The organism is Polynucleobacter sp. AP-Melu-500A-A1 (genome assembly GCF_018882125.1).
In the GTDB taxonomy this organism is placed as follows: domain Bacteria; phylum Pseudomonadota; class Gammaproteobacteria; order Burkholderiales; family Burkholderiaceae; genus Polynucleobacter.
The window spans coordinates 1-15,231 of record NZ_JACVOZ010000004.1 but is presented as its reverse complement, the minus strand read 5'-3'; the positions used below and the strand labels follow the sequence as shown (position 1 = coordinate 15,231).

Annotated in this window: 12 protein-coding genes; 4 read left to right on the top strand and 8 right to left on the bottom strand. The window is 43.1% G+C overall.

All coding sequences use genetic code 11. The features are described 5' to 3' along the window. Nucleotides 1–8 precede the first annotated feature (8 nt). From ICN38_RS09635 to ICN38_RS09625, 3 genes are read right to left on the bottom strand one after another with little or no spacing between them, the layout of a single operon-like run. Nucleotides 9–755: an SDR family NAD(P)-dependent oxidoreductase gene (locus ICN38_RS09635; RefSeq protein WP_216256881.1), complete on the bottom strand. Its 747-nt coding sequence runs from the start codon at nt 753–755 to the stop codon at nt 9–11. A gap of 37 nt (nt 756–792) precedes the next feature. Then, nucleotides 793–2,094, bottom strand: a complete 1,302-nt coding sequence (locus ICN38_RS09630) for an FAD-binding oxidoreductase (RefSeq protein ID WP_216256880.1) — start codon at nt 2,092–2,094, stop codon at nt 793–795. After that, nucleotides 2,095–3,528 carry a UbiA family prenyltransferase gene (locus ICN38_RS09625; RefSeq protein ID WP_216256879.1) on the bottom strand — a complete coding sequence of 478 codons (1,434 nt, stop codon included), beginning with the start codon at nt 3,526–3,528 and terminating at the stop codon, nt 2,095–2,097. A 159-nt stretch (nt 3,529–3,687) separates the two neighbouring features. On the opposite strand from ICN38_RS09625, the gene ICN38_RS09620 reads away from it, so the two are divergent. Then, nucleotides 3,688–4,641 carry a glycosyltransferase family 2 protein gene (locus ICN38_RS09620; RefSeq protein ID WP_370624397.1) on the top strand — a complete coding sequence of 318 codons (954 nt, stop codon included), beginning with the start codon at nt 3,688–3,690 and terminating at the stop codon, nt 4,639–4,641. A gap of 5 nt (nt 4,642–4,646) precedes the next feature. Here ICN38_RS09620 and ICN38_RS09615 read toward each other — a convergent pair whose 3' ends face one another. The 3 genes from ICN38_RS09615 to ICN38_RS09605 are packed head-to-tail and all read right to left on the bottom strand — an operon-like array spanning nt 4,647 to nt 7,752. Continuing rightward, nucleotides 4,647–5,456, bottom strand: coding sequence for a glycosyltransferase (locus ICN38_RS09615; RefSeq protein WP_216256877.1), 810 nt, complete (start codon nt 5,454–5,456; stop codon nt 4,647–4,649). A gap of 44 nt (nt 5,457–5,500) precedes the next feature. Continuing rightward, complete coding sequence (locus ICN38_RS09610; protein WP_216256876.1) at nt 5,501–6,808, bottom strand: glycosyltransferase; 1,308 nt, start codon at nt 6,806–6,808, stop codon at nt 5,501–5,503. 11 nt (nt 6,809–6,819) lie between these two features. Next, on the bottom strand, nt 6,820–7,752 hold the full coding sequence (locus tag ICN38_RS09605) for a glycosyltransferase family 2 protein (RefSeq protein ID WP_216256875.1): 933 nt from the start codon (nt 7,750–7,752) through the stop codon (nt 6,820–6,822). 198 nt (nt 7,753–7,950) lie between these two features. On the opposite strand from ICN38_RS09605, the gene ICN38_RS09600 reads away from it, so the two are divergent. Continuing rightward, the gene (locus tag ICN38_RS09600; protein WP_216256874.1) at nt 7,951–9,738 is read left to right on the top strand and encodes an ABC transporter ATP-binding protein; all 1,788 of its coding nucleotides are present in this window, start codon (nt 7,951–7,953) and stop codon (nt 9,736–9,738) included. A 1-nt stretch (nt 9,739) separates the two neighbouring features. On the opposite strand, the gene ICN38_RS09595 is transcribed toward ICN38_RS09600, so the two are convergent. Continuing rightward, nucleotides 9,740–10,726 carry a hypothetical protein gene (locus ICN38_RS09595; protein WP_216256873.1) on the bottom strand — a complete coding sequence of 329 codons (987 nt, stop codon included), beginning with the start codon at nt 10,724–10,726 and terminating at the stop codon, nt 9,740–9,742. 23 nt (nt 10,727–10,749) lie between these two features. Next, on the bottom strand, nt 10,750–11,706 hold the full coding sequence (locus tag ICN38_RS09590) for a UbiA prenyltransferase family protein (RefSeq protein WP_216256872.1): 957 nt from the start codon (nt 11,704–11,706) through the stop codon (nt 10,750–10,752). A 63-nt stretch (nt 11,707–11,769) separates the two neighbouring features. On the opposite strand from ICN38_RS09590, the gene ICN38_RS09585 reads away from it, so the two are divergent. Continuing rightward, nucleotides 11,770–13,878, top strand: coding sequence for a hypothetical protein (locus tag ICN38_RS09585; protein ID WP_216256871.1), 2,109 nt, complete (start codon nt 11,770–11,772; stop codon nt 13,876–13,878). Nucleotides 13,879–13,955: 77 nt separating this feature from the next. Beyond that, a partial coding sequence (locus tag ICN38_RS09580) for a glycosyltransferase family 39 protein (protein WP_216256870.1) occupies nt 13,956–15,231 on the top strand: 1,276 nt, incomplete at its 3' end.

The window sequence follows — 15,231 nt, the reverse complement described above, 5'->3', positions numbered from 1 at the left end:
TCTAGTGCCTAGATATTGAGCTTATTAAATACAAAGCTAGGCAGATGCTGAATGATCAACATGATAATTTGCCACTTCTTCGGCGTGTAGATCACAGTCTTACCTTTAGCGATACCCTCTACTATCTCCTTTGCTACCAAATCAGGAGGCGCCATCTTCATACCTTTGGAACGCATCTTCTCGGTCATTGGGGTGGCAGTTGGGCCTGGCTTAATCAAGGTGATCTTGAGACGGTTATCTGCAAAACGATGTTGCATACCTTGAGCATAGCGGGAGACTAAACCTTTGGCAGCACCATAGATGTAATTGGATTTACGACCACGATCTCCGGCTACAGAACCAATAATAGCAATATTGCCTTTCCCTTGATTTTGCATCACTTGCGCAAAAGCCTCGGCAAACAAGCATGGTGAAACGCCATTGATCTCTAAGGTTTCTTTACAGAGATTGAGGTCCTTCTCACAATCGACTTGATCTGGCAGGGTACCGTGTGCGATCAGAACGTTATCGATCGTTCTACTGTGATAAACCACCTCCACTATATTATGAATTGCAGTAGCATCATTAAAGTCTACGGCAATGGCTTCAATCTTGGAATGCGGGCTACGCACTTGAAGATCAGCAATCAGTGGCTGCGCACGAGCAACATCTCGCACCACGAGCGTTAAATCTACCGGAGATTCTTTTACCCAAATACGAGCACACTCTTTTGCAATGCCTGAAGTGGCGCCAACGATCACAATTCTTTTCATCATTTCTTTCTGTATAACTCTATTAATATTTAAATTTGAACTAAGCAAGACCTAAGCGTTTAGATTGCAGAGAGGCAAATTTTCCAATCGCGTGGTACTTGCTTCTCACGGCTTCAAACTCTTGCCAGCGAGGATAGCTTGCTTTAAAGGTCTGTTCGGTCATGCGGGCATCTTTTGCTAAATATAAGCGACCACCATATTGCAAGACTAATTCATCTAAGCGATCCAGCAACTTGAAAATGCTCGGCGTGACCTTGAAATCCAATGCCAAGGTATACCCCTCCACTGGAAAGGAAAGATAATTTTCATTTTTCTTGCCAAAAGCCTTGAGCACTGCCAAGAATGAGCCCTGCCCTGATTCAGTGATTTCTTCTAAGATGCGGCGCATACCTTCTCGACCTGTAGCGCTTGGAATAACAAACTGATATTGCAAGAAGCCTGGCTTTCCATACAAACGATTCCAATGGAGCATTTGATCCAAGGGATAAAAGTAGGTTTCAAATGAGGTGCGTCGTGATTGCTCAGCTTGAAGTACTTTGCCGTAGTAAAGCGCATTGAAGGCTTTTATTGAAAGTGGGTTTAGCAATTGGGTTGGCGCATCCAATGGGATGGTGATGGGTTTCTTACTTGCTACTTTTAATCCACCATCAGTGGCATGCTCACCAATCATTAGCAACGAACGTCCTAGATCAGCGCCTTTTGCTAAGCAATCAATCCACGCTACTGAATAGGTGCTATCGATGTACTTTTCAAATCCGTCAAGTACTGCATCTAGATTGGGGGCCTTAATCGTAGTCTCCAGAATTTCACTGGAGGTAATCGGCTTTAGTCGAATGCGAGCGGAGACAATAACGCCTGTTAAACCCATTCCACCACAAGTCGCATGAAAGAGGTCTGGATTTTGCATTGGGCTTGCTGTAACAATCTCACCATTACCCAAGGCAATATCAAAAGAGAGAACATGCTCACAAAAGGTGCCGTCAATGTGGTGGTTCTTGCCATGTACGTCACTCGCAATAGCACCACCAAGAGTTACAAAGCGGGTACCTGGCGATACCGGTAAAAACCAGCCCTGAGGCACAAATACATTCAAGATCTCATAAAGAGATACGCCGGCATCACAAGCCAGAACACCAGTCTCTGGATCAAACTCTTGAAAGTACTGCATTCCATTGGTTTCTAAAACCTGAGGAGCAATACTACTATCACCGTAACTGCGGCCTAAGCCACGAGGAATAAGCATGCCGGGATCTTTTAGAGCTTCCGCGCAAGCTAATGCTGTTGCAGGAAGAATAACTTCGGCGTCAATCTTGGGATAACGACCCCAACCAGATATTTCCATTTAGATAGCAGCCAAGATAAAGATAAGAACAAAGCACAAAGCTACAAGATGACTCACGCGATCTTTAATAGCAAACATGACGGGGTCATCATTCATGGCACCACGATGTGTAATCAACCAAGTGCGTGATACCCAATAGAGCATTAAGGGGCAAGCGAGCCAAATAATCTGCGGTGTGCGATACAGCACTGCAGTGTAGCTATCTTGAATATACAAAGCCAATACCAAAATAGATAAGTAACCCGAAACCACGCCCATCGCAGATACGGCCTCAAGATCATCGGCCGCATATCCGCGCCCTGGCAATTTGCCCTCTTGACCCGCATCCTTTACAGATTTGAGTTCGCTATAGCGCTTCATGAACGCCAAGCTTAAGAAAATGAACATCGAGAAAGTCAGCAACCAGAATGACAACGGAATACCAGTTGCCACAGCACCTGCAACAATGCGAATCGTATATAAACCAGCGAGCACTAATACATCCAAAATAGCAAAGCGCTTTAAGGAGAATGAATACGCCAGCGTCACAGCAAAGTAAACCAATAAGACACCAGTAAATGCAGCTGGGAGGGTTGCCCAGGCTAACGCAAATGCACTGATAGTCAAAATGGGCCAGAGCAACCAGCCGGTCAATAGACTGAGTTTGCCTGCAGCAAATGGTCGTGCTCTTTTGCGTGCGTGCTGACGATCATTCTCAATGTCGACGAGATCATTTAATAAATAAACAGATGAGGCACAAAGCCCAAAGGAGATAAATGCTAAAACAGCCTCAATCAGAGCTGGCGTATTACTAATTTGGTGTGCACCCAAAATCGGCAAAAAGACTAACAGGTTCTTAACCCATTGATGTAAGCGCATCGCCTTCACCAAAGGCTTTAATCCACCCGCTTGTGATGCAAATACTTTGCCTTTATTACCAAGGCTATCGACTTTAGATAACAAAACAGTTGAGCTGCTGACCACATGGGAATTTTTTGACTTTTCCCAAACAGCTAAATCATCACCTTCATTACCAACGTAGTCAAATTGCCTTTCACCAAACTCCGCAATTAGGCGATCACGCTTGCGACTAGCTTTGAGGTTCACATCGCCTTCGCTTGCAAAAACCCCGGTGAATAATTTCAGATGAGAAGCTACGGCATCAGCAATCACTTTATTGCTAGCTGTAGCTAAATAAATTGGAGTACCTTTGCTTGCTTCAGAACGAAGCCAAGTAACCACCCCTTCGTTGTAGGGAAGATTGGCGGCATCAAAACGGTAACGCTGAGCAAGCTGCTCTTTAAGATGGGAGCGACCTCGCATCAACCATATGAATGGTTGCCAAAAATGCAGTGGGTTCTCGGTAATAAATTGATTGGCAGACTCAAACAACATGTCCGTCTTAATCAAGGTTCCATCTAAATCAACCACTATGGGATTAATTTGAGACGCCATAAAAATGTTCTTTCGCCGTTTTGCTTACGATTTACTCTAAATAATCCGGATTTCAGGTTAACTACCCTAGGGCCTCCGTCTTCTTTTGGCCTCATTATCCTCAATTCAAACTAATATAACGAATAAATTGGCTTAAAATGCCACCGATACCCTAATTAAATCAAAGACATGGCCCAACGCCCTTTAGTTTCCATAGTTACCCCCTTCTATAACGAAGGGGAAGGCGTAAACCACTTTTACCAAGTGATGGCACTGACTATGGAAAAGTTGCCAGACTTTGATTTTGAGATCGTCTGCGTAGACGACGGTAGCCGAGATAACACCCTAGAGCAGCTGATTGCGATTTCAAAGACAGATCCTCGAGTCACGGTTTTAGAGTTCTCCCGCAATTTCGGCAAAGAACCAGCAATGACTGCGGGGATTGATGCCACTTCTGGTGATTGCGTCATTCCTATTGATGCTGACTTACAAGACCCCCCTGCTCTCATCACTGAGATGCTCAAAAAATGGCAAGAAGGCGCTGAAGTGGTTTTGGCCAAACGCATCGATCGCTCTACTGATTCCTATGCAAAGAGAACTACAGCTTTAATGTTCTATCGCTTACACAACACACTATCTGGTTTGCAAATTCCAGAAAACGTGGGTGACTTTCGCTTAATGGATAGAGTTGTTGTAGATGCACTCAAGCAATTGCCGGAACGCCAGCGCTTTATGAAAGGCTTATTTGCTTGGGTGGGCTTTAAGACCGCTACCGTTGAATACGTTCGGGATGCGCGACTGGTTGGCGAGACTAAATTTTCCGGATGGAAGCTGTGGAACTTTGCAATTGAAGGCATTACCAGCTTTAGCTTGGTGCCATTGAAAGTCTGGACTTATGTCGGCGGAATTGGCGCACTCTTTGCGTTCTGTTACGCAGTCTTTGTAGTGATTAAAACTTTGGTATTTGGCATTGATGTGCCTGGCTACGCTTCACTCTTAGTGGTCATTCTGTTTTTTGGCAGCTTGCAACTCATCTGCCTCGGTGTACTTGGTGAATATATTGGACGTATTTATTTTGAATCCAAGCAGCGCCCACTCTACCTCATCAGAAAACGCTACTCCAGCAAAGGGTAATTTATTTAATCAACAATAATTGTTGAATTTGCAGTGGTGTAAGCAGGTACCGTTGCATAGCGCACCCAAGAACCTTTGAGGCTATAGATCCCAGATCCATTAAAATCAATTCCGGCCTGAGTCAGATTTTCATCAGCAGATTCATTAAAGAACTCCCGAATCGTTTTGGTAAACATGCCGGGGCCAGTCAGGCTCAGGATGGCATTCTTGGGAATGGCAAAGGACTTCCCTTTGAAATAAGGGTAGTACTCACAGATATTCTCAATGAGCCTTTGCAAAATGGGGTGACCTTTTGCGAAACCCATGCCCCACTGCAGGATGTATTTCTCTGGGTGAGCCATACGCTCAATCGCCTTCATATTCGGGATCACTACGCAATCATGCGCTTCATATGAAATTAAACCCGTAGAGTTCGCAGCGCAGAGAGATGAAACCGACACAGAACAGCCCTTGCTGATATCAAAATAAAAACCGCCGCGCTCAAGCAAGATGCAATAGCGGAAGATATCGGCAAACATCGGACCAAACTTCGATTTTTTGAAAATAGGGTAAATAGGATGATCGCCCCATACTTCTTCCATATAAGTCTCTAACTTTTCTTTAGCAAATAGTTCGAAGCTGAGATCAGGATTAAGATCACGAAACTTTTCTATCTGAGCAAAATGGGTCTTGCCAAAATAATCAACCTCCCAAGTTTGATAAACAACCGGAGGAATATTCTGTAAATGAGTCTGTGTAGTAGCTTTACGATCGAGTAGAGTCTGCATCGGCTTTTCGCCGATCATCAATATTTGCTTCTTGATGGTTGATAGCATTCTCAAATTCCGTATTCGTATTGATCGATTAACAATAAACCAAATTATGAACGCATTTTGATTGCGTATTGGTAGGCAGCAATATATTGCTTGGCAATCACGGGATAGCTAAAGTGATCCACCGCATGCTTTCTCGCAGCAAGGCGCAGGGATGAGTCATTAAGGCGTCCTGCATTCTTTTCATCCTGCTGTGAACGAATCAGCCACTCTATGCCTGTTGCTAAATCTTGTGGATCATAAGGCTTGGCCAAGTAGCCACAAGTCAGATGCTCCACCACGTCTAAAAGACCAGTTGCCCCAAAAGCCGCTACAGGACACCCACAAGCTAAGGCTTCACTAGCTGTTTGGCCAAAGGTTTCTTGACGCGAAGGTACGACCATTACATCAGCAGCGCTATAGAGCAATTGCAATGTATGGTCATTATTAATATGCCCCATGTAATGCGTTAGGATATTTAAATTAGATAGATCGGATCCACCCCTGGGAGCATCCTGACCAAAAACTACTAGCTCCAATGAGCTCATGCCCTGAGCGGTCATGCTTTTTTGCAGCAAGGGTATTGCTTCCAAAAGCAAATCAAATCCTTTACGTGGATCTGCAGCGCCACCTGAGGCACCAAACAAGATCAAAGGTACATTTTGCGGAAGACCTAATTCTTCTCTAGCAATGAACTGATCTATAGGGCGCCAAATTTCTGTATCCAGCGGGTTGGCAATGGCCATCACTGGCCAACCTTTCATTAGCTCACTCTCACTAATTTTCTCTGCCATCCAACGACTTGGCGTCGTTATCAATATGGGTTTTTTCCAATGCTTTACTTTACGTAACCAGGTCCAGCGATTGAGATCAAAACCTGTTTCACCCTCTGGTCGATTCTCTTTTGTATAGCCATCATGTGCACGTGCATCCTCACAATAATGCTCTGCACCAGCAATGCCCCACATATCATGCAAGGTCCACATGAGGGGCTTATCAATTTTGCCAATATCTACAATAGAAATCATTTCTCCATTAACCCAATGCATGTGCACCACATCGTTCTGCGATGAATTTAATCGGGTAGCCCAACTAGTGGGCATTAAGGCGATTGATTGATAGATATTAGGATTACTTTTGAAGGGCTTGATTAATAACTGTCCCATTCCAGAGTAAAACTTGGCTAGCAAACGTCCTAACTTATTAGCAGGGCCTTGCACTGTAGGATCCTGCAGTGACTTTTGATTTACGCGAAGCGTTGAATCAACCCCCAAAAGCCTAACAGCGTTATGCACTCGATAAGCTGCTCGGGCTGCACCACCAGAAGTGTCAGAGTGATTCATGGCGAGTACGCGTAGCTTTATTGGCAGATTCATTCGCAGATTCTCTACTTCCCGATAATGCCATTGAAGATTTTGCGTAAAGGGCGCAATTGTCTGCGCACATAACCCTTCAGTGTTACACCATGGATACGCTCAAACATCATGCGATCGATTTTCCAGTCTGGTGCGAGTACTTTAGGATGAACCAGGGGCCAAGTGAGATCTTGCGGTATAGATTCAACCAAGCAATCCGGCTTGTGCATGGATGTGTGAGTTGCCTCAACGCCATAACCCAAATTGTCTGTGAGATTTTGCGCAGGAATAATGCTGTACATGCCCGCTTGCCAACAAGTAAATAACCACTGGTAATCCCAGGTATCCATGCCATTTTGATAAACCCGATCTAGAGCATCACGCCAGTGGCTTGATACCAATTGATCACCATGGAAACATTTAGTGATTTTGTCACTTCTGGACCATTGCGGCCAATTTTCCATGCGGACATCGTAATGTTGCCAAGCGCGGCGCCAAGTAGCCCATCCCCAAATCAATGGGACATGACTTACAAAATAGCTTGAATCATTGTTTAATCTTTTTGAAACCAGATTCGATCCCGTGATCATGCCAATCGTAGGATCGTTGCGATAGCGCTCAAGCATCTCATCACAAAAAGCAAAGAAGCTAGGCATTGGCAAGACATCATCTTCCAAAATGACGCCCTCTTCTTCATTTTGAAAAAACCAATCTATTCCGGAAGCAACTCCCATCTTGCAACCCAGATTGCTTTCTCGAAATAAAGTTTTAACTTCACATGGCCAATCCACACCTAAAGCAATCTTGCGAGCCTCTTCACAGCGCTCTAATTCACCAGGGCGATTGGATCTAGGGCCATCGGCTGAGATATATAACTTGGGAGGTCTGGCTGCACGAATTTTCTCGAATACCTTGATCGTTGTCTCAGGACGATTGAATATGAGGAATAAAACAGCACTTTTCATGAATTTAGCGACACCGATCAGCTTCAACAGACCCATAAAGGCCAGATTGAGTAGGTTGATTTGCAGAAATATGCTTTAAAATTAATGCCATAGCGCATTTTACCCCGAGCCCAATGAGGCTAAACGGGTGATTTGCCTGAATAAAAAGCTCAAACAACAAAAATCAACCTAGACCAACCCAAAACCTTCATCCATAGCGTGCCTTCCTCAGAAAAACTCCCTCACCTCCTATTTAGGCTTTGGGAACACTTTAGCCCACGTCGCAAAGGCCAATTTGCCTTATTGCTGGTCTTGATGGTTTTGGTGTCTTTTGCAGAGGTATTAAGTTTGGGGGCGATTGTGCCTTTCTTAGCTGCACTCACAAACCCCAAGCAGGTGTTTGAGTTGCCGATTGCTCAACCATTTATTCAACTGGCTGGCATTCAGTCTGAGGGTGAGCTATTGCTACCCCTTACTTTACTTTTTGGCTTTACAGCCATCGTTGCTGGCGCCATGCGCTTGGTATTACTCAAAGTCAGTTTGCGTTTGTCATTTGCTACTGGCGCCGATATTGGTTACAGCATCTATCGCAAAACACTCTATCAGCCTTATTTAACTCACCTCTCTCGCAATACTAGCGAGATTATTGATGGTGTAACGGGCAAGACCACAATTGTCACAGATGGCATCATCATGTCAGCGCTCTATGTATTGAGCTCGATGATTATGTTGGTGTTGATGTTGGGCACTCTTTTGGTAATCGCCCCCATTCCATCCGCCGCAGCTTTCGGCATATTTGGTTTGATGTATTTCGTGACCATGAAAGTCACCCGCAAAAAGCTCATGAATAACAGCAAAGACATTACTGTAGAGTCGGCGCGGGTAATTAAGTCTTTACAAGAAGGTTTAGGCGGCATTCGGGATATTTTGATTGATGGCTCACAGGATGCTTACTGTAAGGTTTATCAAAAGTCTGATTCTGTTTTACGTAAAGCCTATGCCACTAGCTCATTCATCAGTGTGAGCCCCCGCTTTGTAACTGAAGCACTAGGTATGCTACTGATTGCCTTGCTTGCCTTTGTACTTACCAAGCAATCGAATGAAATCAACCAAGCCATACCTATTGTGGGAGCCCTTGCTTTAGCTTCACAGCGTTTACTGCCAGTGATGCAGCTTGCTTACAGTGCCTGGACAGCGATATTACGCAACCAGTTCTCACTCAAAGACACTTTGGATTTTCTGGATCAGCCGCTACCGGAATATGCTAATCAATTGCCTTCAGAGCCGATTCTATTTAAGAAAGAAATTAATCTGAAGGATGTTTCTTTTCAGTATCGAGAAAATTCGCCACTCATTCTGGATAAGCTATCACTTACCATTCCTAAGGGTAGCCGGGTAGGCTTCATTGGTACCACTGGGGCTGGTAAGAGTACGCTATTAGACATCTTGATGGGCCTACTAAGGCCAAGTGCAGGCGCTTTGGAGATTGATAATCAAATTATTGCCGAAGCTAATCATCGTGCCTGGCAAATGCATATTGCCCACGTTCCGCAAACAATTTATTTAGCAGACTCGACGATCGAAGAGAACATTGCATTTGGCATTCCGAAGCATGAGATTGATCATGAGAGAGTGAAACGTGTCGCTGCACAGGCTCAGATCGCCAAGACAATTGAGGGGCTTCCTCAAGGATATGAAACCTTTGTTGGTGAGCGCGGCACGCGTCTTTCTGGCGGGCAGCGCCAACGTATCGGCATTGCCAGGGCGCTCTACAAGAATGCTGATGTCTTGATTTTTGATGAAGCAACGAGCGCTCTAGATACCGAAACTGAGATTGCCGTTATGGAATCCATTCAAAACCTGGGGTCCAATTACACCGTTCTCATGATTGCACATCGCTTAAGCACGCTTAAGGACTGTTCAATGCTTGTCAAACTCGATCACGGCAAGATCGAAGCTATTGGCAGCTATGAAGAACTCGCCTTACCGATTATTGAATCTAAGTAAGCTACTTAACAGCCTTCCAAAAAGGCAGGCTATTTATAAAGCTCAGAAGTAAGTAGGCATATGGTGCTGCAATGACAACAGCAAATACTCTTAAGCCATCGACCGTCCAAAATAGAGCCACGTAGGTAATGGCTAAAGCAAGAAGTGCTGAGAACACAAAAGCAAATTTCTTCTGCATCAGAAAATAAGCAGCGATCAAGAAATAAAGAGCTAAAAATGGAATGCCAGGTGTCAACCAGAACCCTGCCATATTGGTTTCATAGCGCTCTAGAAAGAATATGTAACCCTTACCAAGGGCCCAATCTAATCTACTAAGTAGTTGGTAGTGAAAGACGGCATACCAAGCAAGCAAAAAGGCTTTTCCAGCAAGAATGGCAGCAATTGATATAGCAACTAATTTCTTCTGAGAATAAAGAACCGCGTTTGGCGAAAAATATATTAAGCCAATCAAGCCAATAACACTCAGGGCGGCCATTGAGAAGTGTGAGAGCATTGCGAGAACCAATAAGGCAAACATTACACCCAATCTCTTTTGAAAGACTGCCAATACCAATAGAAGAATTGTCAGAGGGTCAGGGAAGCCCAGAATGTAGAACTGCAAGTACTGAAAAGAAAGCCCAAATAAAATAATGAATAGTAAAGTTTTAAACAGATTCTGAAAATATCGCTGAGCAAAGATAGCGGTGATAGGCAAGATACAAACAGTTAATAGGCCGCAAAGCAACTTATAGGTAATCAGCGTTTGAGTTGCGCCCAGAATCTTAGCCAGCAGGGGTAGAAGAATAGATTCCGCGTAATAAGCAGACTGGGACTGAAAAATGGTGCGAGAAAACTCTAAGAACCAAACATAGGAATCTGTATTCAGATCCGAAGCCAGCCAGGGATTACGCATAAACAAAAATAAGCTCAAACAAGAGCTCACAAACAGCAAAATCAAATAAGCGAGCGCTGTCTTCCTTACTGAATTCCCTGTTGCACTAGAGGGCATGCTTACTCTATAGCCCTATAGAATTAATTAAGAACCGATTGTTGAAAGAATGCAGTAAAGGCGGGCAAAGAAACATTCATGAGAAATACCATCAAGATGAGGCATAAAAATGATGCCAACATGAGAGGGGTTTCTTTCCATAACTTTTCAGGGGCTTGGGCGCTACCGTCTTCTTTAAAAGCCAAGTTTAGGTACATGGCCATAATGAAGGCAACCAAAGGAAAAGACAGAATTAACTCCAATCGATAGCGCATCACGAAAGCGCCAAAGAAGAGCATAGAGGTAGCTGCATAAAACATGATGGAAACCAGCAAGTTCTGCTCGGTGTAATAGCCAAATGACTTACGGTATTGCTTTGCAGATATGTTTCTTGAAATATCTCGCATCTCAGCAAAACGCTTAATAGCCATTAAATAGGCACCAATCATCCAGTAAGAAATGAGTAGCGAAACTGGAATCTGAAATGGTGGAGAAACGATATACCAACCTACCAATAGACGGATGGGATTATTGATCGACTCAACCAGCACATCAATATAAGGCAGGTCCTTGGCGCGTACAGGCGGAATGTTGTAAATACAACCCATCACCCAAAGCCAGAGCAAGACCCAAACTAAAGCCTGAGAAACTAATGAGGCTAAAGCTAAGCCTATTAGCATCAACACTATCCACTGGACATATCCCCATTGAATATGAACACGACCTGCTGGCGTTGGACGAAGACGTTTAGTGGGATGCAATGCATCAAAAGGGGCATCCAAGATTTCATTAATGACATAGTTGCTTGATGCCACCAATCCTGCAGCCAAAAACCCGATCACTATGGATATGAATAATCCAGCATTAATGCTTTGGGGATAAATGCTGATGGCAATTAATAAGCCCGGAAGAATAAAGACATTTTTGATCCAATGATCAAAGCGGCATATCTCGAGATGTCCTCGCAGGTAATCTGGCTTAGTTTGGTGATTTGCCGACAAAATGATCCTCGATTCAATTTAAATATTTAAACCATCAATTGGGCCTAAATACCTAATAATTCAGTGATTTTAGCGAATTTGCTCATTGTATATGCCCTAAAATACGGAATCGATTCTTTATACATAGACAGAACACCCCTATTAATGATCGTCGTACCAAGTTTAAATAAAAAATCTCTATATTTAACAAGTACCTTACTTGTTTTATTTATATTAGCGACCTATCTTCCTCTGCTTTTAAAGGGCGGGATTATTGTTGATGATTGGGGTGATATCTCACAAAATCTTTCATGTTCAGGATTTTTTGAGTGTTACAAGTCATGGTTTCCTCTTTTCTCCAATCGGCCACTCGCTCCGCTGCCAATTACCGCAACCACTCTTTTATTTACAACTCATTTTTCGTATTACTTAATTTTTAATACTGTTATTTATTTTCTGGCTATCGGCATTACATTTCGTATTATTTATCAAATAGCCGGCTGGGTTCCTGCGCTTGTATTCGCCTTTCTTGCCAGTATCCCAATGATTGCAATGCCCGTTATAGCATCGCCAATCAACCAATCGACTGCAACAGTAGCTTTCCTATATTGGGCACTTTCTTTACAGCTTCTTTTTTCGTATTGCCAAACAAAATCAAAAGTTTCTTTTTGCTTATCTTACCTATTATTACTTTGCGGATTTTTAACTTACGAAGTAATTCTTCCGCTTCTGGGATTGAACTTTCTTTTACCTTTTATTCTGAATACGAATAATCCATTTACTCATTTCAAAAAATATTTCATTCACTTTGTATTGCCAATCTTAAGCATTCTATTTGTAGTAATACTTTGGCAAAAGGGAGCGGCCCCAAGAATTTATGAGATTGATTACTCTCGTTTGGCTGCCACGCCAGATACATTAATAGTAAATTTTTATACCTGGATAAATGTATTTACAACTCAAATTCCAGCGCTCTTTATTAAAAGTAATGGTTTTGTAACTACTTATGATGTATTAACAGCCCTATTGATGATTGCAGGAATATTTTTTGCTTTTAGACTCCCACCCCAAGCAGATAAAAAAAGACATTGGAAATTCTTTTTTGTTGCAGCCGCCTGCTTTATAGGATCTTCATCAATCTTCATTCTTTCTGGAGCGGCTGCAGAATCTTGGGGCTATCAAGCACGGGGGCTTTCATCCACCTGGTACTCACTTACGATTCTGATTTGCAGCCTTGTTGCTATTACTCAAAATACCCTGATTAAAAAGTTTTTACTAATACTTATTATTACTTTTGGATTTTTTAGCTCCATTTCATTTTCGATACAACGCGATGGGTATATTGAGTCTTGGAAATTACAAAATCAGATATTGAGTGATGCAATTGAGTTAGTTGAAAAAAATCAAGTCCCAAAACATGCTACTGTTATCGGTAACCTTCCACAATTTCTCACCAAAAACTACAACAATGAAATTGTATTCAGTCAGCCATGGGATTTCGGCTCTGCACTCGCAATTCTTACCAAGCAACAAGTAGGTGGAGGCGCTGTTATTGATACAAGACGGGGAGATTTTCGTAATTTAAAATTTGAAAATGGATCTCTTTCTATTGATCATTGGTGGAAGGTTGCACCCACTAATTTATGGTTCTATGACTATGATCCCTCAATCCAAAAAGGTAATTTAGTCAAAATTGAGGGCGCTGAGAGCCTCCAAGATCACCTCGTTACCCTTGGATACCTGGGAAATTTAGATGGGATCTCCTACATACGACGCGGTCAGAAGATTTCATTCGCAAACGACTGGGCCAATAGAGAAAAATTTATTACTAAAGGCTGGTCTATACGAGAAAGTTGGGGCGGCATTTGGTCGGATGGCTCAAGTGCGGAACTCGTATTACCAATGCCAACTGATCGACCATCAACTATTACCCTCAATACCAAGGCTTTTGTTTCTCCTAATCACCCCAAGCAACAAGTTAATGTGGATGTCAATGGAACCAAGGTTCAACAATTTTTGCTATCAAGCTCCGAAGAAAATACATTGGCAATTGATATTCCAAAAGAATTAAGGGGTATGCCTTTTATCACCATCCGTTTTCAATTTCCGGATGCTGCTAGCCCTAAGAGCATTGGTATTGGGGCTGATGAGCGAAAGCTAGGGATTGGCATTAAATCGGCTGTATTTTCATAAATCGCTCGAAATTAAAATACCCCTTAATGATTAGCAAAGCCTTAAAGCCTCTCTCAAAAGTGTTTATATCCTCAAGAATGGTTTTTGCTTTTTTTGTAACTTTCTTATGCTTAGGATTATGGATTTACCAAGATTTTGGCGTCTCCACTGATGAACAGCAACAGCGTGAAATCGGCCTCACTAGCCTTGCCTATCTTGCCAACCTTTTTCAGATTCCATTTCTACTCAATGGTGCAGCACCACTCCAAGATCCTGCCAGTCTCTTTCTAGCTCAAAAAGATCGTGATTATGGAGTTGCCTTTGAGCTGCCCGCTGAGTTTTTAGTACGCTTATTACAACTACAAGATGCGGATGTGTATTTTTTCCGTCACCTGCTTACCTTTTTGGTTTTTTTCTGTGCGGTCTTTTTCTTTTATCGCTTAGTTAAAGAGCGTTACTCAAGTCAAGCATTGGGCTTATTAGGCGCCCTCTTTTTAGTGCTCAGCCCCCGGATCTTTGGAGATGGCTTTTTTAATGACAAAGATCTGGTGTTCATGTCCACCTTTGTCATTGCCACCTACACACTTATTCGATTTGTATTGCAGCCTAGTTGGAAGACTGGTCTTTGGCATGCTTTAGCCTGCGCCATCGCTATTGATGTCCGGATTATGGCCATCATCATTCCAGCCGCTACGCTCGTGACATTAGCCGCCTTAGTTCTCAGAAAAGATCTTGGTGCTAGTAAGACTGCTGGCGCTTTGGGTATTTATCTGCTTGCTATGGCAGCGCTAGTGGTCGCTTTTTGGCCCTGGCTCTGGCTAGATCCTGTGGGCAACTTTATTACTGCCTTTAAGAACATGGCGCGCTTTAGACATGTGATTGATATGTACTTTATGGGGCGGATTGTTTCTAGTGGGTCCCTTCCTTGGTACTACATTCCGGTTTGGATTGGCATCACGACTCCCATCCTCTATTCCCTACTCTTTTTGGTTGGCGCTATTGGTACCTTACGCAATCTGATCCTGGCAGGCAAAAAACTCTGGATCAACTCAGATCAATTACAAGATCTCTTATTTTTAGGGCTCTTTTTAGCACCGCTCACCGCCGTCATTGTTTTAAATTCAGTTCTCTATAACGGCTGGCGCCAGATGTATTTTATTTACCCTGCTTTTTTATTAGTCGCTATGAGAGGTTTTGTCTTTTTACGAGATCTTACTGATGCCAAAAAAGTACTGCGCACAAGTCTAAATGTTGTTGTGATTATTTCATTGAGCCTGACAACCTTTTGGATGGTACGCTGGCATCCCTATCAATATCTGTATTTCAATGTCTTAGCAGGAGAATCTTCTAAGCGGTTTGATGTGGATTATTGGG